The sequence below is a fragment of the Streptomyces sp. LS-MS-L19 genome (assembly GCF_058382285.1).
In genome coordinates, this window is record NZ_JBYCLL010000001.1 from 3,253,950 (window position 1) to 3,274,873 (window position 20,924).

At 72.7% G+C, this 20,924-nt stretch carries 18 protein-coding genes; 4 read left to right on the forward strand and 14 right to left on the reverse strand.

Going from position 1 to position 20,924, the window contains the following annotated elements; translation table 11 throughout:
- Positions 1–17: 17 nt before the first annotated feature.
- Positions 18–1,343 carry a glucarate dehydratase family protein gene (locus tag AC2XR2_RS14375; RefSeq protein WP_381300608.1) on the reverse strand — a complete coding sequence of 442 codons (1,326 nt, stop codon included), beginning with the start codon at positions 1,341–1,343 and terminating at the stop codon, positions 18–20.
- Positions 1,340–2,278, reverse strand: a complete 939-nt coding sequence (locus tag AC2XR2_RS14380; RefSeq protein WP_381300609.1) for a 5-dehydro-4-deoxyglucarate dehydratase — start codon at positions 2,276–2,278, stop codon at positions 1,340–1,342. Before AC2XR2_RS14380 ends, AC2XR2_RS14375 begins: the two co-directional genes overlap by 4 nt.
- A 115-nt stretch (positions 2,279–2,393) precedes the next feature.
- On the opposite strand from AC2XR2_RS14380, the gene AC2XR2_RS14385 reads away from it, so the two are divergent.
- Positions 2,394–3,176 (forward strand): IclR family transcriptional regulator, encoded by a 783-nt coding sequence (locus AC2XR2_RS14385; protein WP_449348309.1) that lies wholly within the window; start codon positions 2,394–2,396, stop codon positions 3,174–3,176.
- Between the two features lie 187 nt (positions 3,177–3,363).
- On the forward strand, positions 3,364–4,554 hold the full coding sequence (locus AC2XR2_RS14390) for an MFS transporter (protein ID WP_491515235.1): 1,191 nt from the start codon (positions 3,364–3,366) through the stop codon (positions 4,552–4,554).
- A gap of 71 nt (positions 4,555–4,625) precedes the next feature.
- Here AC2XR2_RS14390 and AC2XR2_RS14395 read toward each other — a convergent pair whose 3' ends face one another.
- The 10 genes from AC2XR2_RS14395 to hrcA form a co-directional block, all read right to left on the reverse strand.
- Positions 4,626–5,615, reverse strand: a complete 990-nt coding sequence (locus AC2XR2_RS14395; protein ID WP_491515236.1) for an adenosine deaminase — start codon at positions 5,613–5,615, stop codon at positions 4,626–4,628.
- Between the two features lie 20 nt (positions 5,616–5,635).
- Complete coding sequence (locus AC2XR2_RS14400; RefSeq protein WP_381300614.1) at positions 5,636–6,541, reverse strand: ribonuclease Z; 906 nt, start codon at positions 6,539–6,541, stop codon at positions 5,636–5,638.
- Between the two features lie 6 nt (positions 6,542–6,547).
- Positions 6,548–6,901 carry a histidine triad nucleotide-binding protein gene (locus AC2XR2_RS14405; RefSeq protein WP_330267003.1) on the reverse strand — a complete coding sequence of 118 codons (354 nt, stop codon included), beginning with the start codon at positions 6,899–6,901 and terminating at the stop codon, positions 6,548–6,550.
- Between the two features lie 31 nt (positions 6,902–6,932).
- Positions 6,933–10,148: a S41 family peptidase gene (locus AC2XR2_RS14410; RefSeq protein WP_491515237.1), complete on the reverse strand. Its 3,216-nt coding sequence runs from the start codon at positions 10,146–10,148 to the stop codon at positions 6,933–6,935.
- Between the two features lie 45 nt (positions 10,149–10,193).
- Positions 10,194–10,724 carry a hypothetical protein gene (locus AC2XR2_RS14415; RefSeq protein ID WP_491515238.1) on the reverse strand — a complete coding sequence of 177 codons (531 nt, stop codon included), beginning with the start codon at positions 10,722–10,724 and terminating at the stop codon, positions 10,194–10,196.
- A 97-nt stretch (positions 10,725–10,821) separates the two neighbouring features.
- A complete protein-coding gene (locus AC2XR2_RS14420; protein ID WP_449348312.1) occupies positions 10,822–11,214 on the reverse strand; it encodes a VOC family protein in 393 nt (130 codons plus the stop codon).
- Between the two features lie 17 nt (positions 11,215–11,231).
- Positions 11,232–11,981, reverse strand: a complete 750-nt coding sequence (locus tag AC2XR2_RS14425; RefSeq protein ID WP_491515239.1) for a 16S rRNA (uracil(1498)-N(3))-methyltransferase — start codon at positions 11,979–11,981, stop codon at positions 11,232–11,234.
- Positions 11,978–13,054: a nitronate monooxygenase gene (locus tag AC2XR2_RS14430; RefSeq protein WP_330266997.1), complete on the reverse strand. Its 1,077-nt coding sequence runs from the start codon at positions 13,052–13,054 to the stop codon at positions 11,978–11,980. The genes AC2XR2_RS14425 and AC2XR2_RS14430 overlap by 4 nt, the downstream gene beginning before the upstream one ends.
- Before the next feature lie 53 nt (positions 13,055–13,107).
- Positions 13,108–14,247, reverse strand: coding sequence for a molecular chaperone DnaJ (gene dnaJ / locus AC2XR2_RS14435; protein WP_330266996.1), 1,140 nt, complete (start codon positions 14,245–14,247; stop codon positions 13,108–13,110).
- Positions 14,248–15,264 carry a heat-inducible transcriptional repressor HrcA gene (hrcA, locus tag AC2XR2_RS14440; RefSeq protein WP_020136235.1) on the reverse strand — a complete coding sequence of 339 codons (1,017 nt, stop codon included), beginning with the start codon at positions 15,262–15,264 and terminating at the stop codon, positions 14,248–14,250.
- A 153-nt stretch (positions 15,265–15,417) separates the two neighbouring features.
- Here hrcA and AC2XR2_RS14445 point away from each other — a divergent pair, with 153 nt between their 5' ends.
- Together AC2XR2_RS14445 and AC2XR2_RS14450 are read left to right on the forward strand one after the other, a co-directional pair.
- Complete coding sequence (locus AC2XR2_RS14445; protein ID WP_449348314.1) at positions 15,418–16,149, forward strand: MBL fold metallo-hydrolase; 732 nt, start codon at positions 15,418–15,420, stop codon at positions 16,147–16,149.
- Positions 16,150–16,180: 31 nt separating this feature from the next.
- Entirely contained in the window at positions 16,181–16,987 is an 807-nt protein-coding gene (locus AC2XR2_RS14450) for a DUF3097 domain-containing protein (protein WP_491515240.1), read from the forward strand.
- A gap of 89 nt (positions 16,988–17,076) precedes the next feature.
- On the opposite strand, the gene hemW is transcribed toward AC2XR2_RS14450, so the two are convergent.
- Positions 17,077–18,309: a radical SAM family heme chaperone HemW gene (gene hemW / locus AC2XR2_RS14455; RefSeq protein WP_491515241.1), complete on the reverse strand. Its 1,233-nt coding sequence runs from the start codon at positions 18,307–18,309 to the stop codon at positions 17,077–17,079.
- A 31-nt stretch (positions 18,310–18,340) separates the two neighbouring features.
- On the reverse strand, positions 18,341–20,821 hold the full coding sequence (locus AC2XR2_RS14460; protein ID WP_491515242.1) for a SpoIIE family protein phosphatase: 2,481 nt from the start codon (positions 20,819–20,821) through the stop codon (positions 18,341–18,343).
- Between the last annotated feature and the right edge of the window lie 103 nt (positions 20,822–20,924).

Sequence of the window (20,924 nt, forward strand, 5' to 3'; positions counted from 1 at the left end):
GCGCGCGCCCCGGGGTGTCACCAGCGAGGCACCTCCGGCGTCACCCACCCCGGCTCGGCCACCCGCATCGCCGCCGCGTCGTCCCGCTCGCGCAGGGAGCCGTCGTCGTCCAGCCACCGCCGGTGCAGGAACTCCACCTTCTCCGGGTCGAGCTCGACTCCCAGTCCCGGCGCGTCGGAGACGGTCACGGAGCCGCCCTCGAAGACCAGCCGCTCGGTGAGCACGTCCTCCGACTGCCACGGGTAGTGCGAGTCGCAGGCGTGGTGGAGGTCGGGCACGGTGGAGGCGACCTGGGTCATCGCGGCGAGGCTGATCCCGAGGTGGGTGTTGGAGTGCATGGACACCCCCACCCCGAACGTCCGGCAGATCGCGGCGAGTTGCTGGGTGTTCCGCAGCCCGCCCCAGTAGTGGTGGTCGGAGAGCACCACCTGGACGGCGTCCCGCGCGAACGCCTCCTTGATCTCGGCGAAGGTGGTGACGCACATGTTGGTGGCCAGCGGCACCCCGGTCCCGGCGGACACCTCGGCCATCGCCGCCGTGCCCAGCGCGGGGTCCTCCAAGTACTCCAGGACGTCCCCGAGCTCCCGGGCGACCTTCAGCGAAGTCTCCACGCTCCACGCCCCGTTGGGGTCGAGCCGCAGCGGATGCCCCGGGAACGCCTCGGCGAGGGCGCGGATCGCCGCGATCTCCTCGTCCGGCGGGAACACCCCGCCCTTGAGCTTGAAGGACGTGAACCCGTACCGCTCGGTGAACAGCCGGGCCTGTGCGACGACCCCCGAGGGGTCGAGGGCCGCTCCCCAGTCGTCCTTCTCCGCGGTCACGCCCTCGGGGTGGGACGCCCACTTGTAGAACAGGTAGGCGCTGTACTCCACGGCGTCGCGCACCTTGCCGCCGAGCAGGGCGTGCACGGGCAGCCCTAGCGTCTTGCCGAGCGCGTCGAGGCAGGCCACCTCGAACCCGGAGACCACGGACAGCCGTAGTTTGTCGGCGGTCTGCACGCCCCGCAGCCCTCCGACGTCGACCTGCCCGGAGACCCGGGAGGAGTCGACGGCCACCTGGTCCGCGACCGTGAACAGCCCGTTCAGGTCGCTGACCTGGCGCCCGACCAGTTTCGCCGCGAACGGCCGTGCCAGTTCCAGGTACTTGGTGTCGCCGTACGTCTCCCCGACCCCGGTCACCCCGTCCGCGGTCTCGACCTCGACGATCAGCCGGGGCGTGTACGGCTGGTGCACGCCCTGCGTGTTCAGCAGCGGCGGGTCGGCGACGAGGATCGGGGTGAGGCGGACGTCGGTGATCGTCAAGTCCGCGGCAGGGGTGGCAGTGGGCGTGGCAGTGGGGGTCACAGCGCGGCTCCTACGAGGTCGAGGCCGATGGTCAGCAGCTGCCGGAGATCCGCGAGATCGGCGGCCGTCGGATCGGTGAGCGGCGCGCGCACCGGACCCACCGGGTGTCCCCGCAGCCGGGCCGCGGCCTTCACCAGCGACACGGCGTACCCGGGCACCCGGTCCCTGAGCTCGACGAGCGGGACGTAGAAGTCGCGCAGCAGCTTGTCGACCGTGCCGTCGTCGCCGTCGCGCAGGGCCGTGAAGAAGGCGTCGGCGATCTCGGGGGCGAAGGCGTGGACGGCCGAGGAGTAGGCGGGGACGCCGACGGTGGCGTAGGCGCGGGCCTGGATCTCGGCGGTGGCGGCGCCGTTGAAGAACAGGAAGTCCTCGGGGGCGGCGAGGGTGAGCCGCTGGAGCCGGTCGAGGTCGCTGTGGCCGTCCTTGAGCCCGATGACGCCGGGGATCCGGACGATCCGGCGGAACGCGTCCAGGCCGAAGGCGACCTGGCCGCGCTGGTAGGCGATGAGCGGCAGCCGGGTGCGGGCCGCGATCTGCTCCAGCTGGGCGACCAGGCCGTCCTGCGGGGCGGCGACGAGGTAGTGCGGGAGCACGAGCAGCGCGTCCGCGCCCGCGTCCTCCGCGATCCGGGCGAAACGGACGGCCTGCGCCCAGCCGTAGCCGATGCCGGCGACGACGGGCACCCGGCCACCGGCCTCCTCGACGGTGATGGTGACGACCTGGCGGTACTCGTCCTCGTCCAGCGAGAAGAACTCGCCGGTGCCGCAGGCGGGGAAGACCGCGCCGGGGGCGGTGGCGATCCGGGCCGCGACATGGGCGCGGAAGCCGTCCGGGTCGAGGGTGCCGTCGTCGTGGAAGCTCGTGAGCGGGAACGACAGCACACCGCGCGCCATGCCGTCCCGCAGCCGTCGGGCCGTGTCCGGGTCGAGGGTCACCCTCGCTCATCTCCCCATGTAGATGTCATCCACGTATGAGGATGGAGATTAGATAGGCGAACTGTTCTCGTCAATGGGTCGGTATCAGGTTTGGCGGGACGATTACGATCGGCCCATGTCAGAGACAGGTGGCGTCCGCGAGGTGAAGTCGGCGGCCCGCACGGTGGAGCTGCTCGAACTGCTGGCCGCGCGCGGCGACCGCCCGGCCCGGCTCCAGGAGCTCGCGGACGAGCTGGGCGTGCCCCGCAGTTCGATGTACGCGCTGCTCCAGACCCTGATCTCGCGCGGCTGGGTCCGCACGGACCTCACCGGCTCGCTCTACGGCATCGGCATCCACGCCCTGCTCACCGGCACCAGCTACCTGGACTCCGACCCGCGCGTGCGGGCCGTACGGCCGTATCTCGACGAGGCGTCCGAGGCGCTGGGCGAGACCATCCACATGGGCCGGCTCGACGGCCGGGACGTGGCGTACCTGGCGACGCGGGAGTCGCATGAGTACCTACGGACGATCAGCAGGGTGGGCCGTCGGCTGCCCGCGCACGTGGGCGCGCTCGGCAAGGCGCTGCTGGCCGAGTGGCCCGACGAACGGCTCCCCGAGGGGCCGTACGAGGCACTCACCCCGAACTCCCACACCACCCGCGAGTCCCTGCTGGCCGACCTCGCCGAGGTCCGGGCGCGGGGTTACGCGATCGACCGCGAGGAGGGCGTCCCCGGCATCGTCGGCTTCGGGTTCTGCCTGCGCTACGACTCCCCCGCCCAGGACGCCATCAGCTGCTCGGTACCGGTCGCCCGTCTGACGCCGGAGCACGAACAGCAGATCGTCACGGTGATGCGGGAGATCAGGGGCAAGATCGAGGCGACGGCACCGGGCGCGGGAGGCGCCCCGAACTGGCGCTAGACGCACCGGAAAAGGCGCTATTCTACCCGGCGTCTTCCACCCCAAACGGAACGTGATCCAGATCACGCCACCCGGGCTGTTTCCGCAACCGCGTGCTTGATACAAATTCCTCGCGCGTTCCTGTCCGTCGACGGCCTGCGCCATCCCCCCTCTTTTTGAGCCGCTTTCGCATGCCCTGGGAACGCCCGTGTTCGCCCGTCGCTCCACCCTGCCCTGGCCCCTCATTGCCCTCTTCACGGCCGGGTACCTCGCCCCCTACCTCCTCCCGACCACCGTCGGCAGGCTCGACTCGGGGCTCCCGCTCACCGCCACCGAGGCCGGCGCCGTTGGCAGTGCCCTGCTGCTGAGTTCGGCGGCGGCGGGCTTCCTGCTTGCCGCCCGCGTGGACCGTCTCGGCCCCCGCACCCTGGCCCGCGTCGGCCTCACCCTGGCCGTCCTCGGCTACGGCGGAGCCGCCCTCGCCCACGCCGTCCCGGCCGTCGTCGCGGGCGCCCTGATCGGCGGCTTCGGATCCGGTACGGCGACGGCGGTGGCCGCCACCGGCATCGCCGCCCAACCCGACCCGCACCGCACCACCACGGCCGGCCTCCTGGGCGTCTCCGCCCTCGCGGGCGCCGTCTACCTGACCGTCCCGCACCTGGGCCAGGGCCACGGCCAGCCCCTGGCGGCGATCGCCCTCACCGCCCTGCTGGTCTGGCCCCTGACGGGCCGTCTCCCCCTCGCCACGGCCCCCGCCCGCAACCGGGACACGGCGACCGCACCGCTCCCCCACCTCCGCGCCGGCCTCCTCCTGGCCGCGACCCTCCCCTGCTGGTCGCTCGCCCAGAACGCCCTCTGGGGCGTCAGCGGCCGCATCGGACTCACCCAGGCGCACCTCTCCGAGGCCACGGTCGGCGCGGTCTTCGCGATCGCCCTCGGCGCGGGCCTGCTGGGCGTCGTCGGCGCGGGCGCGCTGGGCCCCCGCCTCGGCCGCGCCCTCCCCATCGGCGGCGGCACGGTCCTCATCGCCGCCTGCATCACCCTCAGCGCCTCGGCGACCGACCTCACGACCTTCGCGACCGGCGAGATCGCGTGGAACACCCTCTACCCGATCGTCCTGTCGTACGTCATAGGCCTGGCCGCCTCCCTTGACCCCCGAGGCCGCTGGGCGGTCCTGGTCGGCTCGGCATCATCCCTGGGCACGGCTGCCGGCCCCCTGACAGGCAGCCTCCTCGCATCCGAGGCCGGCTTCCCCGTGATGGGCACGGTCCTGGCAGCGGGCCTGCTGCTGATCGCGGTCCCGATGACGGCGGTGGCGCTGGGCGCGGGCAGGCGGCAACTCCCGGTCGTGGAGATCCAGGTGGAAACCCAGGCCTACGACAAGGCAACGGCTGCCTGAGGGCCTTTTGCTTTTAGGGGCGCGGGGAACTGCGCGACAAGCCACGAAGCACCCGCACCCGACAACGCACCTCAGAACTCGTAAGCATCAACTTCCGCAAGATACCGAGCCCGCAGCTCCTCATCGTGCTCCAAGAAGGCCGCGAGGAAGGAGTTGCGGGCAAGCTCCCGCAACCGCTCCTCCCCCAACCCCAACTTCACCCGCACCGCCTCGAAGTTGTCCCCCGCGTACCCCCCGAAATACGCCGGGTCATCAGAGTTCACCGTGCACAGAAGCCCCGCATCCAGCATCGCCGGCAACGGATGATCCCCCAGCACATCAACCGTCCGAAGCCGCACGTTGGACAAGGGGCACAACGTCAGCGGCACCCGATCCCGCACCAGACGAGCCACCAGCTCCGGCGACTCCACACACCGCAACCCGTGGTCGACCCGCTCCACCCCGAGCACATCCAGCGCCTCGACGATGTACTCCGGCGGCCCCTCCTCCCCGGCGTGAGCCACCCGCCGCAGTCCCAGCGCGGCGGCGGCCTCGTACACCTCACGGAACTTCACCGGCGGATGCCCCACCTCGGCGGAGTCGAGCCCGACCCCCACGATCCGGTCGAGATACGGCTTCGCGGCCTCGAGCGTCTCCATCGCCGACTCCGCGGACTCGTCCCGCAGGAAGCACATGATCAGCTGGGTGGTGACACCGTGGTTCTCCGCACTGCGGCCCAGCGCCCGCCACAGCCCCTCCACCACGGTCCCCATCTCCACACCCCGCACGGCATGCGCCTGCGGGTCGAAGAAGATCTCCGCGTGCCGCACCCCCTGCGCCGCGGCCCGGGCGAGATACGCGTTCGCCAGGTCCTCGAAGTCCCGCTCGGTGCGCAGGACGGCCATGAGCTCGTAGTACAGGTTCAGAAAGGACTGGAGGTCCTCGAAGTCGTACGCCTTGCGGAGCTCGTCCGTGGAGGCGTACGGCAGCTCGACGCCGTTGCGCGCGGCCAGCTCGAACGCCAGCTCCGGCTCCAGGGTGCCTTCGATGTGCAGGTGCAGTTCAGCTTTGGGGAGGGACATCAAAGCATCGTACGGCTGCTCTATCGCCGTTTCGGAACCGGCACCCGCAGCAGGTCATGGGCCACGGTCAGCTCGCCCTCGTACCCGGCAGCCCGGGCCTGCCGCTCGAACTCGTCCGGGTCGGAGTAGCGCTGGCTGAAGTGGGTGAGCACGAGATGCCGTACGCCGGCATCGCGAGCGACCCGCGCCGCCTGACCGGCGGTCAGGTGACCGTGCTCCACGGCGAGTTGCTCGTCCTCGTCGAGGAACGTCGACTCGATGACGAGCATGTCGACGCCGTCCGCGAGGGCGTGGACGCCGTCGCAGAGGCGGGTGTCCATGACGAACGCGAACCGCTGGCCCCGGCGGACCTCGCTGATGTCGTCGAGCGAGACGCCGTTCAGCGTGCCCTCGCGCTGGATCCGGCCGACGTCGGGTCCCTTGATGCCGTGCGCGGCGAGCCGGTCGGGGAGCATGCGGCGGCCGTCGGGTTCGGTCAGGAGGTAGCCGTAGGACTCGACGGGGTGGGAGAGCCTGCGGGCCTCCAGGGTGTAGCCGCCGGTCCGGGCGATCACCCCGTCCTCGGCGACCGGTGCCTCGGTCAGCCGGACCGTCTCGCGGTAGGCCGTCGCGTACCGCAACCGGTCGAAGAAGCGCTGTCCGGACTTGGGGTAGTGGGCGGTGACCTCGTGCGGGACCCGGTCGAGGTTGATGCGCTGGATCACGCCCGCGAGGCCGAGGGAGTGGTCGCCGTGGAAGTGGGTGACGCAGATCCGGTTCAGGTCGTGGGCGGCGACCCCGGCGCGCAGCATCTGGCGCTGGGTGCCCTCGCCGGGGTCGAAGAGGAGTCCCTCGCCGTCCCAGCGCAGCAGGTAGCCGTTGTGGTTGCGGTGCCGGGTGGGGACCTGGCTGGCGGTGCCGAGGACGACCAACTCACGTACGGACAAGGCGGATCACCCGGGGGGCCACTGGAGGCCGCGGCCGCCGATCACATGGGCGTGGGCGTGCCAGACGGTCTGGCCCGCGCCGCTGCCGGTGTTGAAGACGGTCCGGTAGCTCTCCAGCTTCTCGTCCTCCGCGACGGCCTGGGTCTCGCGCAGCACGTCGGCGGCGAGCTCCGGGGCCCCGGTCGCCAGGGCGGCGGCGTTCTCCCAGTGGGCCTTGGGGATCACGAGGACATGGGTGGGGGCCTGGGGGTTGATGTCCCGGAAGGCGACGGTCGTCGCGGTCTCCCGGACGATCGTCGCCGGGATCTGGCCCGCCACGATCTTGCAGAACAGGCAGTCGTCCTGGGGTTCCCCAGCCATGTCGTTCCTTTCGTCGCGGGCCTGAGGCATCTTAACGAGGCGTCGCCGGTGGAGTCTTCGCAGGACTGGCCTCCAGGGACTCCAAAGCGATCCGCACCGCCTCGTCGAGCTGGGCGTCCCGGCCCGCCGCGTAGTCCTGGGGCCGTTGCAGCACCTCCACGTCGGGGTCGACGCCGTGGTTCTCGACGCCCCACTCGTAGCCCTCCAGCCAGAACGCGTACTTCGGCTGGGTGATCAGCGTGCCGTCGACCAGGCGGTAGCGGCTGTCGATGCCGATGACACCGCCCCAGGTGCGGGTGCCGACCACCGGGCCGATGCCCAGCGCCTTGATCGCCGCGTTGACGATGTCACCGTCCGAGCCGGAGAACTCGTTCGCCACCGCGACGACCGGCCCCCTGGGCGCGTCCCACGGGTAGCTGTACGGCCGCATCCCGCGCGGTACCGCCCAGCCGACGATTTTGCGGGCCAGCTTCTCGACGACCAGCTGGGAGGTGTGGCCGCCGCGGTTCTCGCGGACGTCCACCACGAGGCCCTCGCGGGCCACCTCCACCCGCAGGTCGCGGTGGATCTGGGCCCAGCCCGGGGCCTGCATGTCCGGGACGTGCAGGTAGCCCAGCCGTCCGCCCGACTTCTCGTGGACGTAGGCGCGGCGGTCGGCGACCCAAGCGTGGTAGCGCAGCGGCTCCTCGTCGGCGATCGGTACGACGACGGCGTGCCGCAGTTCGCCGCCGCCGGACGGGGAGATGGTCAGCTCGACCGGCTTGTCGGCCGTACCGACGAGGAGCGGGCCGGGCCCGGTGACCGGGTCGACCGGGTGGCCGCCGACCGCGACGATCGCGTCCCCGGCACGGACCGCGACACCGGGTGCGGCCAGCGGGGAGCGGGCGTGGGGGTCGGAGGTCTCGGTCGGCAGGATGCGGTCGATGCGCCACAGCGCCGATCCCCGCGGACCGTCCTCGTGGCGGGAGATGTCGGCGCCGAGGAGCCCCTGCCGGAGCCCGTGCCCGTGCCCGCCGCGCGGGGTGACGTAGGCGTGCGAGGTGCCGAGTTCGCCGTGCACCTCCCACAGGAGGTCGACGAGGTCGTCGTGGGTGGCCAGGCGGTCCAGGACAGGGCGGTAGCGGTCGAGGACGCCGTCCCAGTCGACACCGCTCATGTCGGGCCGCCAGAACTGGTCCCGCATGATGCGGCCGGTCTCGTCGTACATCTGCCGCCACTCGGCCGACGGGTCGACGGTCTGGCGGATCCGGCCCAGGTCGACGCTGATGTTGGTGTCGCTGTCGTCGTCGTTCGAGGCACGGCGGTCGCTCGGTACGACCTTCAGGCGGCCGTCGGTCCACAGCAGCACCCGCTTGCCGTCGCCGCTGACGGCGAAGTGGTCGGCGTCGCCGGCGAGGTGCTCCAGGCGCTGCTGGGCGAGGTCGTAGCGCTGGAGGTCGGTCTTGGGGTCGGGGTCGTCCGGGGTGGCCCGGGAGGAGCCGAGGACGCCCTGGACGGGGTGGCGCAGCCACAGCACGCCGTCCTTGGCCGCGCGCAGGTTGGAGTAGCGGCCGGCCTCCACCGGGAAGGGCACGATCCGGTCGGCGAGGCCCTCCAGGTCGACGCGGGTGGTCGGGGTGCCCTCGCTGTCGGGGGTCTCGTCCTTGTCGGGGGTCTCGAAGGGGCGGCCGTGGCGCTGCGGTCCGAACGGGGACGGGGTGGTCGCGGCGAGGGTGATCAGGTGCGGGCGGTCGCCGACCACGAAGGCGAGGTCGAAGACGTGCTCGTCGTAGACCGGGTCGAAGGAGCGGTTGGACAGGAACGCCAGGTGCTTGCCGTCGAGGGTGAAGGCGGGGGCGTAGTCCTGGAAGCGGAGCGGGGTCGCCTCGGTGACCGAGAGGTCGGTGGTGTTGGCGAGGCGGAGCTGGGCGAGCGGGCCGGGGCCGGGGTGCGACCAGGCGAGCCAGGCCGAGTCGGGCGAGAAGGTCAGGCCGCGGACGTCGCCGTCCTCGCTGCGGTCGACCTCGCGGACCTCGCCGGTCTCCCGTTCGACGAGCAGGACGCGGCCGTCGTGCGCGGCGACGGCGGCCCGGCTGCCGTCGGGGGCCATCGCGAGGCCGAGGACCCGGCCGAGCTGTCCGGCGGCGAGGCGGCGCGGGGTGGCGCCGGGGGCGAGTCCGGTGGCGGGCGCGAACTCCAGGGCGTCGTCGCCCTCGGCGTCCGTCACCCACACCACCCACTCCTCGCCCTCCGTGCGGAAGGTGCGCGGCAGCCGGGCCCGGACTCCGGGTTCGACGGCGAGGGCGCGGGCCGGTCCGGCGCGGTGGGTGACCCAGTGGACGGCTCCGCGGACGGCGACCGCGCTGCCGCGACCGGTGTGGTCGGGGGCGGCCGAGCCGAACCAGTGGGCGGCGTTGACCGGGAACGGCTGCCGGTCGGCGCGCTGGCCGCCGAGCCGGACCTCCAGACGGCGCGGTTCGGCGCCGTCGAGGTCGTCGAGGATCCACAGCTCACCGGCGGAGGAGTAGACGACCCGGGTGCCGTCTCCGGCGGCGTGCCGGGCGTAGTAGCCGTCGAGCGGGGTGTGGCGGCGCAGGTCGGAGCCGTCGGCGAGGGAGGAGTAGAGGGCGCCGGTGCCTTCGTGGTCGGAGAGGAAGGCGATCCGGTCGCCGGCCCACACCGGGTACTCAAGGTTTCCGTCCAAATCCTCGTGCAGCCGTACGAACTCGCCGTCGCCCTCGCGGTCGATCCACAGCTTGCCCGCCGTACCGCCCCGGTAGCGCTTCCACCACGCGGCCTCGCGGCCCATGGGAGCGGACAGCAGCACGGTCGCGGGGCCGTGGGCGACATGGCCGACGGGCCCGTAGGGCAGGGTGGTGCCGGGGCCGCCGTCGAGCGGGACGGTGTGCGCCCAGCTGCGGCGCAGGCTGGCCTGGCCGTGGGTGGTGATCGCGAGAACCTCGCCCTCGGGGGTCCAGCCGCGCACCTGGGTGCGGGAACTGCCCCAGTGGGTCAGCCGCTTGGACGGGCCGCCGTCGACCGGGGCGATGTGCACCTCGGGGGCTCCGTCGCGGGTGGAGGTCCAGGCGACGGTGGTTCCGTCGGGCGAGATGCGGGGGTGGGTGACGGGGACGTTGTCCGCGCTGACCCGCCAGGCGCGCCCGCCGTCGAGCGGCGCGAGCCACACGTCGTCCTCGGCGGTGAAGGCCACCAAGTCGCCCTGCAGATGCGGAAACCGGAGATATGCAGACGTCGCAGGCTGTGTCACCCGATCACCCTATGCACGCGCGGTCGCCGTGCACAGGGGTTTCGATCACTTGCCGTCGGGCCAGCACTGCGGGTCCCGCTGGCACCAGATGGTCTTCGTGACGGTCACGGTGACCGTGGGGCCGGGCTGCCGGGGGTTGTTGACGGGCGGGGTCGGGGTGGCAGTGCAGTCCCCGAGCCCGCTCACCCGGAACCACTGCTTCCCGCCCACGGTGGCGGTCAGGTCCCCGCGCACACACGCGCCGCTGACGGTCCGGGTCACCTTCCCCTTGACGGTGATGTCCTTGCCGTCCCGCGTCTTGCCGTCGCAGTCGACCGTGGCAACGGCATTCGCACTGGCACTCGGCGTCCGGCCACCGTCGTACGAGGCCGTACAGGTCAGCCAACTCACGTCGGCCTTCTGCCGGTCGAGCTCCTTGGTGACCAACTGGTCAGTGGTGTACGACACGGTCGCGGAACTGACCACCCCGGTCGGATCACAGGCGGAGAGCCCGCCCACGGCCAGCACGGCCACCCCGACCACACCCGCCACTCGCACCCCGCGCGGCCGACGCCAGTCCCGCCTCAACGCCACCATGGAGGGCAGCCTGCCACTGCGCACCGTCCGGCGGTAGGGCGCATACGGTCATTGGGCGCGCCGGTTGCGAGTGCCCCCGCGCCGACGGAAAGGACCGTCAGCCGCGCAGCAGCAGCCACTCCTGCAACTCCACCAGGTTGCCCTCCGGGTCCTTGAGGTGGGCTACGCGCATACGGTCCGTCATGGGGGCGGGGCCGTGCAGGAGGGTGGCGCCGCGGGAGGCGATCTGCTCGCAGTAGGTGTCCAGGTCGTCGACGCGGAGCACGACCAGGGAGCGGTGGCCGGTGGCCGTGCCGCCCAGTTCGTCCAGGACCGCGGCCATCATCGAGCGGTCCTGGAGCGCGATGCCGGCCGAACCGGTGGCGGGGCTGAACTTCTCGTAGGGCCCGTCCGCCGCCCCCGACTGGGGCTTGAGGCCGAGGACCTCGGCGTAGAAGCGGTAGCAGGCGGCGAAGTCGCTGACGAGCAGGCGTACTTGGGCGAGTTCCACGGGCGTTCTCCCAGGGGTCAGGACCAGCGGCCGGTGCGGCCGAGGAGCAGGGCGGTCGCCGCGGTCCCGGCGGTGGAGGTCCGCAGCACGGTCGGCCCGAGGACGTAGGCCCGCGCCCCGGCCTCCTCGAAGAGCGCCAACTCGTCCTTGGCCACGCCCCCTTCGGGCCCGACGACCAGCACGATCTCACCCTCGGCGGGCAGTTCGGCGGTGGCCAGGGGCTCACTGCCGCGCTCGAAGTCGGAGTGCAGTACCGCGGCGAAGTCGGCTTTGGCGAGAAGTGCGGCAACCTGCTTGGTGCTCGCCGCGTCCGCGACCTCCGGGAACCGGACCCGCCGGGACTGCTTGCCGGCCTCGCGGGCGGTGGCCCGCCACTTGCCGAGCGCCTTCAGACCCCGGTCGCCCCGCCACTGGGTGATGCAACGGGCCGCCTGCCACGGCACGATCGCGTCGACGCCGACCTCGGTCATGGTCTCCACGGCGAGTTCACCGCGGTCCCCCTTGGGCAGGGCCTGCACGACGGTGATCCGGGGGGCGGGCTCCGGCTCCTCGGCGACGGCGGCCCACCGGACGACCAGCCGGTCCTTGCCCTCGGCGGCGACCACCTCGCACACGGCGTAGCGCCCGGCGCCGTCGGTGAGGACGACCTCCTCGCCGGGCTGGAGCCGCTTCACGGAGACGGCGTGCCGGCCCTCGGGCCCGTCGAGGACGTACTGTCCGCCGCCGCCCGTGTCGAAGTGCTCGACCACGAACACCGGAGCGGTCATCGCAGGCCTCCCTTGGCCGACAACGCTGTCTGGGCGTCCGCGAGTTCGGCCGCGAGTATCTCCACGAGCTGCCCCGCGGGCAGGTCGCGGGCCATGCGGTGGCCCTGCCCCGCCCACAGCGCCATGCCCTGCGGGTCCTTGGCCTTGGCGGCGGCCTTGCGCAGCGGCGCGGTGAGGTGGTGGACCTCGGGGTAGGCGGCGGGCGCGTAGGGGCCGTGCTCGCGCAGGAAGCGGTTGACCAGTCCGCGGGCGGGGCGGCCGGAGAAGGCGCGGGTCAACTCGGTGCGGACGTAGAGGGGGTTGGTCAGCGCCTGCTTGTGCACGTCGGGGGCGCCGGACTCGTGGGTGGCGAGGAACGCCGTGCCGAGCTGGGCCGCGCTCGCGCCCGCGGCGAGGACGGCGGCGATCTGGCTGCCGCGCATGATGCCGCCGGCGGCGACGATCGGGATGGTCACGGTCTCGCGGATCTGCGCGACCAGGGACAGCAGTCCGAGCCCGGAGCCGTCCTGCTCGGGGATGTCCCGGTGGGTGCCCTGGTGACCGCCGGCCTCCACGCCCTGCGCGATCACGGCGTCGGCGCCCGCGTACTGGACGGCGAGGGCCTCTTCCGGGGTGGTCGCGGTGACCAGGGTGAAAGTGCCGGCCCGGCGCAGCGACTCCAGGGCCTCGGCGCTCGGGATGCCGAAGTGGAAGGAGGCCACGGGGACCGGGTTGTCGAGGAGTACGGCGAGCTTGGCGTCGTAGCCGTCGTCCCGTCCGCTGTCGGGATCGCCGAGCTCGGTGTCGTACCAGCCGGCCTCACCGGCCAGCTGGTGGGCGTACACCTCGACGGCGGCGGGGTCGGCATACTCGGGCTGCGGCATGAAGAGGTTGACGCCGAAGGGGCGCTGGGTGAGCCCGCGCAGCTGCTTGATGTCCTGGTACATCCCGTCGGCCGTCTTGTACCCGGCGGCCAGGAACCCGAGCCCGCCCGCATCGGACACGGCGGCGGCGAGCTGCGGCACGGAGACGCCACCCGCCATGGGGGCCTGCACGATCGGATGAGGGAAGAGATCGGTCAGTGCGGAGGACATGACGGCATGTTGTCACGTCCTCCGAACAAGTCCGAATCCGACCTTCACACCACTCACGTACGCCCGTTGAACGCGTCCTTCAACCGCGAGAACAACCCTTGCTGCCCCGGCTGGAACTGCCCCGTAGGCCGTTCCTCGCCGCGCAGCTTGGCCAGCTCGCGCAGCAGGCGTTCCTGCTCCGGGTCCAGCTTGGTCGGGGTCTGGACCTCGACGTGGACGATGAGGTCGCCCCGGCCGCCGCCGCGCAGGTGCGTGACACCCCGGCCGTGCAGCGGGATCGACTGGCCGGACTGGGTGCCGGGCCGGATGTCGACCTCCTCCAGGCCGTCCAGCGTCTCCAGCGGCACCTTCGTGCCGAGCGACGCCGCGGTCATCGGGATGGTGACCGTGCAGTGCAGGTCGTCGCCGCGCCGCTGGAACATCGCGTGCGGCAGCTCGTGGATCTCGACGTAGAGGTCACCGGCGGGACCGCCACCGGGACCGACCTCGCCCTCGCCCGCGAGCTGGATCCGCGTGCCGTTGTCCACGCCGGCCGGGATCTTCACGGTGAGCGTGCGGCGCGAGCGGACCCGGCCGTCGCCCGCGCACTCCGGGCACGGGGTCGGGACGACGGTGCCGAAGCCCTGGCACTGCGGGCAGGGGCGCGAGGTCATGACCTGGCCCAGGAAGGACCGCGTCACCTGCGACACCTCACCGCGACCGCGGCACATGTCACACGTCTGCGCGGAGGTCCCCGGCGCGGCACCCTCACCGCTACAGGTGGTGCAGACGATCGCCGTGTCGACCTGGATGTCCTTCGTGGTGCCGAAGGCCGCCTCGTCGAGCTCGATCTCCAGACGGATCATCGCGTCCTGGCCGCGCCGGGTCCGCGAGCGCGGACCCCGCTGCGAGGCCGTACCGAAGAACGCGTCCATGATGTCCGAGAAGTTCCCGAACCCACCGGCGCCGAAGCCGCCCGCGCCACCGCCGCCGGCCTGCGAGAGCGGGTCGCCGCCGAGGTCGTAGACCTGCTTCTTCTGCGGGTCCGACAGCACCTCGTAGGCGGCGTTGATCTCCTTGAACCGCTCCTGGGTCTTCGGATCCGGGTTGACGTCCGGGTGCAGCTCGCGCGCGAGCCGGCGGAACGCCTTCTTGATCTCATCCTGCGACGCGTCGCGGCGCACGCCGAGAACGGCGTAGTAGTCCGTGGCCACTTACGACTCCGCCAGGATCTGTCCGACGTACCGTGCCACTGCGCGTACCGCTCCCATCGTTCCCGGGTAATCCATGCGGGTCGGTCCGACCACGCCGAGCTTGGCGACTGCCTCGCCGCCCGAACCGTAGCCGACCGACACCACCGAAGTGGAGTTGAGTCCCTCGTAGGCGTTCTCATGACCGATACGGACGGTCATGCCCGAATCCCCGGCCTCGCCAAGGAGTTTGAGGAGGACGACCTGCTCCTCCAGTGCCTCCAGGACGGGCCGGATGGTGAGGGGAAAGTCATGTCCGAAGCGGGTGAGATTGGCGGTGCCGCCGATCATCAGCCGCTCCTCGTTCTCCTCGACGAGTGTCTCCAGGAGAGTGGAGAGCACTGTCGCGACCGTACCCCGATCCTCGACGTCGAAGCCCTCGGGCAGGTCCTCGACCAGCCTCGGCACATCGGCGAACCGGCGGCCCGCGACCCGGCTGTTGAGCCGCGCCCGCAGATCGGCGAGCGAGGCCTCCCCGAAGGGCGCCGGGCAGTCGACCAGCCGCTGCTCGACCCGGCCGGTGTCCGTGATCAGCACGAGCATCAGACGGGCGGGCGCGAGCGAGAGCAGTTCGACGTGCCGCACGGTCGAGCGGGTGAGCGACGGATACTGCACCACCGCCACCTGCCGTGTGAGCTGCGCCAGCAGGCGAACGGTCCGCGCCACCACGTCGTCGAGATCCACGGCGCCGTCGAGGAAGTTCTGGATCGCGCGCCGCTCGGGCGCGGTCATCGGCTTGACGCCCGCCAGCTTGTCGACGAACAGCCGGTAGCCCTTGTCGGTGGGGATCCGCCCGGCACTGGTGTGCGGCTGGGCGATGAACCCCTCGTCCTCCAGGGCGGCCATGTCATTGCGGACGGTCGCGGGCGACACCCCGAGGTTGTGCCGCTCGGTCAGGGCCTTCGACCCGACCGGCTCCTCGGTGCCGACGTAGTCCTGGACGATGGCGCGCAACACCTGAAGCCTGCGTTCACTCAGCAATTCGCGCACACCTCCAGAAGTCGTTCCCTTGGCGTCTCGCCTGGCACTCTGTCCGTCCGAGTGCCAGCGCTCCCCGGGCCAGTGTACGGCGGTGGGGTACTCCCTGGGCAAGGTCGGTCCTGCGGGGCGGGTTCCTGCCGTTAGCGTCGCGGTATGACGGTGACTTGGGAAGAGCTCGGGTGGGAGCGGGTCGCGACCGGCGTGGGGCGGTGCCGGCTGCCCGGCTGGGACTGCACGGCGGGCCTGGTGATCGGCGCGGGCACGGCCCTGTTGGTCGACGCGGGCTCCGGTCTCGCGGAGGGCGCCCGGCTGCGCGCCGAGGCCGAGGAACTCGCCGGCCACCGTGTGACCCATCTCGCGCTGACCCACCCCCACTTCGACCATGTCTTCGGGGCGGCGGCGTTCGCGGGGGCGGAGGTGTTCGGCGCGGTGGGCGCGGAGACGGTGCTGGCGGGACGCCTGGGCCGCGCGGAACTGCGGGCGGACGCGGTACGCAACGGCCTGGACCCGGCGGTCGCCGACGAGGCGGTGGACGCCCTCGTCGCTCCCCGCCATCACGTCTCCGGCGAGTGGACGCTCGACCTGGGCGAGGGCCGTCAGGTCCTGCTGGCCAACGTCGGCCCCGGCCACACCGCCCACGATCTCGCGGTCCTCGTCCCCGGCTCGCCGGAGGTGGTCTTCTGCGGCGACCTGGTCGAGGAGTCGGGCGAACCGCAGGCGGGCCCGGACGCCGTACCGCCGCACTGGCCGGCCGCCCTGGACCGCCTCCTCGACCTCGGCGGCGAGGACGCGCTGTACGTGCCCGGTCACGGAGCGGTGGTCGACGCCGCGTTCGTACGGTCGCAGCGGGACGCGCTGGCGAGGCGTTTCGGCGTGTCGCGTTAGCCGGCGGCGGGCTTCTCCTATCGTCATCCGAATGCGCCAGTACTCCGCCGACCTGACCCCTCCGTGGAAGAAGCCCAAGCCCGTCCCCGAGGTGCCGGCCGAGCCCGGCCTGGTGGTCGAGGAGCCCGGCACCGGCTTCTGCGGCGCGGTGATCCGCTGCGAGGCGGGCACGGTGACCCTGGAGGACCGCTTCGGCAAGCACCGGGTCTTCCCGCTGGAGCCCCGCGGTTTCCTGTTGGAGGGCCGGGTGGTGACCCTGGTCCGGCCTGCGGCCGCGTCTCCCGTACGACCGTCCCGTACCGCTTCCGGCTCGGTGGCCGTCCCCGGCGCACGCGCGCGCGTGGCCCGTGCCGGCCGTATCTACGTCGAGGGCCGCCATGACGCGGAACTGGTGGAGAAGGTCTGGGGCGACGACCTGCGCATCGAGGGCGTGGTCGTGGAGTACCTGGAGGGCGTGGACGATCTCCCGGCGATCGTGGCCGAGTTCGCGCCGGGCCCGGACGCGCGGTTGGGCGTCCTGGTGGACCACCTGGTGCCGGGCAGCAAGGAGTCCCGGATCGCCGCGTCGGTGACCAGCGAGCACGCGCTGGTGGTGGGCCACCCGTACATCGACATCTGGGAGGCGGTGAAGCCGTCGTCCCTGGGCATCGAGGCGTGGCCCCGGGTACCGCACGGCCAGGACTGGAAGACGGGCGTGTGCAAGGCGCTGGGCTGGCCGTCGGAGAACACGGGCGCGGTGTGGCAGGCGATCCTGAAGCGGGTCGGGTCCTACAAGGACCTGGAGCCGGAGTTGCTCGGGCGAGTGGAGGAACTGATCGATTTCGTCACGGCTCAGTGACGCCCACCTAGGGGCGCGGGGAACTGCGCGACAAGCCCCCACCGGCCCGCGGCCGCCACTCAACCGGACGCGGCACCCCCATCGGGCGCTCAGTCCACCAGATCCCGCACCACCGCATCCGCCAGCAACCGCCCCCGCAGCGTCAACACGGCCCGCCCCTGCTCATACGGCCCGGTCTCCAGCAGCCCCTCCCCCAGCGCCCGGCGGGAAGCAGTCAGCCCCTCCTCGCGCAGAAGACCGAGCGGCACCCCCTCCCGCAGCCGCAGCTCCAGCAGGATCCGCTCCACCCGCCGGTCCTCCTCCGACAGCAGCTCACGGCCCGCCCCCGGCGACTTCCCAGCAGCCAGCGCCGCCGCGTACGCGCCCGGGTGCTTCACGTTCCACCAGCGCACCCCGCCCACGTGCGAGTGCGCCCCGGGGCCGGCCCCCCACCAGTCCGCGCCCCGCCAGTACAGCTCGTTGTGCAGGCAGCGGCCCGCCTCCGAGGTGGCCCAGTTCGACACCTCGTACCAGTCGAACCCTGCCTCCGCCAGCACCGAGTCCGCGATCAGGTACCGGTCCGCGTGCACGTCGTCGTCGGTCATCGGGACCTCGCCCCGGCGGATGCGCCGGGCCAGCTGGGTGCCCTCCTCGACGATCAGCGCGTACGCCGACACATGGTCGGGACCGGCCCCGATCGCCGCCTCCAGGGACGCCCGCCAGTCGTCGTCGGACTCCCCCGGGGTGCCGTAGATCAGATCGAGGTTGACGTGCTCGAACCCCGCCGCCCGGGCCTCGGCCACGCACGCCTCGGGCCGCCCGGGGGTGTGGGTGCGGTCCAGCACCTTCAGTACGTGCTGCCGGGCGCTCTGCATGCCGAAGGACACCCGGTTGAAGCCGCCCTCGCGCAGGGCGGAGAGGTACGCCGGGTCGACGGACTCCGGGTTCGCCTCGGTGGTGATCTCCGCGTCCTCGGCCAGCCCGAACTCGTCGCGGATCGCCGCGAGCATCCGTACGAGATCCCCGGCGGCCAGCAGCGTCGGCGTACCGCCCCCGACGAACACCGTCCGCACCGGCCGCGGGTCGTCGCCCAGCACCTTGCGGGCCAGCCTGATCTCGTCGATCAGGGTGTCCGCGTAGTTGTCGCGGGAGGCCAGCACCCCGCCCGTGCCGCGCAGCTCGGTCGCCGTGTAGGTGTTGAAGTCGCAGTAGCCGCAGCGGGTCGCACAGTAGGGGACGTGCAGGTAGAAGCCGAGGGGGCGGTCGACGGAGCCGGTGAGCGCGGACGCGGGGAGCGAGCCGTCGTCGGGGACGGGTTCGCCGTCGGGGAGTGCGGAGGGCATGTCCTCCATTGTCCAGCACCCCGGCGGGGACCTACTCCGCCTGGAGCACCAGCAGCGCCAGATCGTCCTCCGGCGGGCGCGCCCCGAACTCGTGCACCAGCCGCTTGATCCGTTCCGCGATCAGCTCGGCGTCGAGGCCCGCGCAGCCCGCGAGCGCGTCCGCGAGCCCGTCCTCGTCGTCGAACTGCCGGCTGCCGCTGCGCCGCTCGGTCACCCCGTCGGTGACGCACAGCAGGCTGTCGCCGGGCCGCAGCTCGAAGGTCTCGCTGGTGTACGTCTCGTCCTCGACGACCCCGAGCAGGGTCTGCGGGCGGGCTGCCGTACGGACCTGGCCGCCCGCCCCGAGCAGCAGGGGCAGCGGGTGGCCCGCGGAGGCCAGGGTGCAGCGCACTCCGCCGTCGAAGGGCACGAGCTCGCCGTAGAGGAGGGACAGGAAGCGGGTCTGCGGGCCGTCCCCGGGGTGCGGGGGGCGGCCGCCGGCGGAGGCGAGGGCCCGTGCCGCCGCGTCGGCGGCCTCCGTGGCGTCGTCGAGGAGCAGCTGGTTGAGGCGGTCGAGGACGTCGGCGACGCGGTAGCCCTCGCGGGCGAGCAGCCGGAGCCAGGGGCGGGCCAACCCGATCACCACGGCGGCCTCGGGGCCCTTGCCCTGCACATCACCGACGGCGAAGCACCAGCGGCCGTCGCCGGCCGGGAAGAGGTCGTAGAAGTCGCCGCTGGGCCCGCCCTTGTCGCACGGCTCGTACACCAGGGCGCTGCGCACACCGGGTATCTCGGCCACGGCACCCGGCAGCAGCCCGCGCTGGAGCACCGCGCTGATGGTGGCCTGACGGGCGTACTGACGGGCAGCCCCGATGGCGAGCGCGACCCGCCGACTGAGGTCCTCGACAAGCCCGGTGATCTCATCGGGAATCCCGGCCGGCCCGGCCCGCCCGATCACCAGGGTGCCGAGCGGGCGACCACCGGCGGTGAGGCGGTAGGCGAGGGCGGAGCCTTGTGAGGGGGTGGGGGTGGGGGTGGGAGGGGAGGCGGGGCCGGAGCCGGGCGAGGAGTCGGGGCCGTGCGCGGAGGCGGGCGGGGAGCCTGGGGCTGAGCCGGGCGTGGAAGCGGGCGGGGAGCCTGGACCTGAGCCGGGCGTGGAGGCGTGCTGGGAGCCTGGGCCTGCGCCGTGCGCGGAAGCGGGCGAGGAGGCGGATCCAGAGCCGGGCGAGAGGTCGGACCCGGCGACGGGCCAGGAGCCGGGCCCGGCGGCAAGCGGGGAGCCGGACCCGGCGGCGAGCGGGGAGCCGGTGGTGGGCGCGCCGAGGGCCTCCGTCGGCCAGGGGAAGGGGGCGGGGCCCACGCGGTCCGGGCCGCCGGGCAGTCGTGGTGGCTCCTTCTCCAGCACCCGTTTCAGGTCCTCGATACGGCTCTCGCTGCTGTGCCACACCCGGGCCAGCCGGGGCCCCGGCGCACCGCTGTCGCCCCAGCCCCCGCCGCTGTCCGCCTCACCCGGGCGGGAGGAGCCCCAGCGCCCGGCGACCTCGTCCTCCAACCACACCGCACACCAGTCGGCCAGCCGCGGCACGATCAGCTGACCGGCCAGCGCGGCCACGAGGTTCTCGTCCAGCTGCCCGGCCAGCAGGTCGGACGCCTCGGCGAGGAAGGAGAGGGCACCGCGGTTGAGCCAGTCACGGTCCTGCTCCCAGGCCGGAACTGCGGTCGAGGGTGAAGCTGAGGGCGTGGTCGGGACCAGGGACGCTACCGAGGACGGAATCGAAACCGAAACCGCGGCCGAGAGCGAGGGCGCACCCGAAGTCGATTCCGCGGCCGACAGCGAGGGCGCACCCGAAGTCGATTCCGAGGCCGAGAGCGAGCGCGCACCCGACGTCGATTCCGAGGCCGACGCCGAGCCGGGCCCCGAACCCGCGGTGGACGCCGAGCCGCCTGCCAGCGAGGCCACCGACCCCGATCCCGGCACCAACCCCGATCCCAACGCCGGCCCCGGCGCCGACGGCTCGCTCGCCGTCACCGCCCCCTCCGGCGCGAGCACCCCCGGCCCACACATGTCCCCGTCCTCCCCCGCATACGCCTGGATCCCGTCCACCGCCTCCTTCCCCCCGGCCGGCACCCGTGCCCACACCGTCTTGGCGCCCGTCCGATACGTGATCCCCCAGGACTCGGCGAGCGCGGCGACGAGGCGCAGTCCGCGCCCGTACTCCGGTATGCCGTAGGGCGTCTCGGTGTCACCGTCGCGTGGGGCGCGCGAGGGGTGGTGGTCGAGGACCTCGATGACGAGGCCACCGGTGTGCGTCTCCAGCCGGCAGTCCAGCTCCACCTCTGTGCCGGCGTGCACGACGGCGTTGGTGACCAGCTCGCTGACGACCACCACGGCGTCGTCCGACTGCCGGTCGGTGAGGAACTCGGTTCCGGGCAGGGCGAGTTCGGCCCATTCGCCCAGCGCGGCCCGTAACAGCGCCCGGGCCCCGCCCGGAGTGAGCGGACTGCCGGGGAAGGTGGCACGGACGTGCGCCACGGCGGGCGCCCCACCGGCGCAGGGCGCACACGTGTCGGCCCCACGGGCAACGGGTTCCCGTTGCGCAGGAATGGCCCCCATGTCCGTCTCCCCGAGCAGTTCG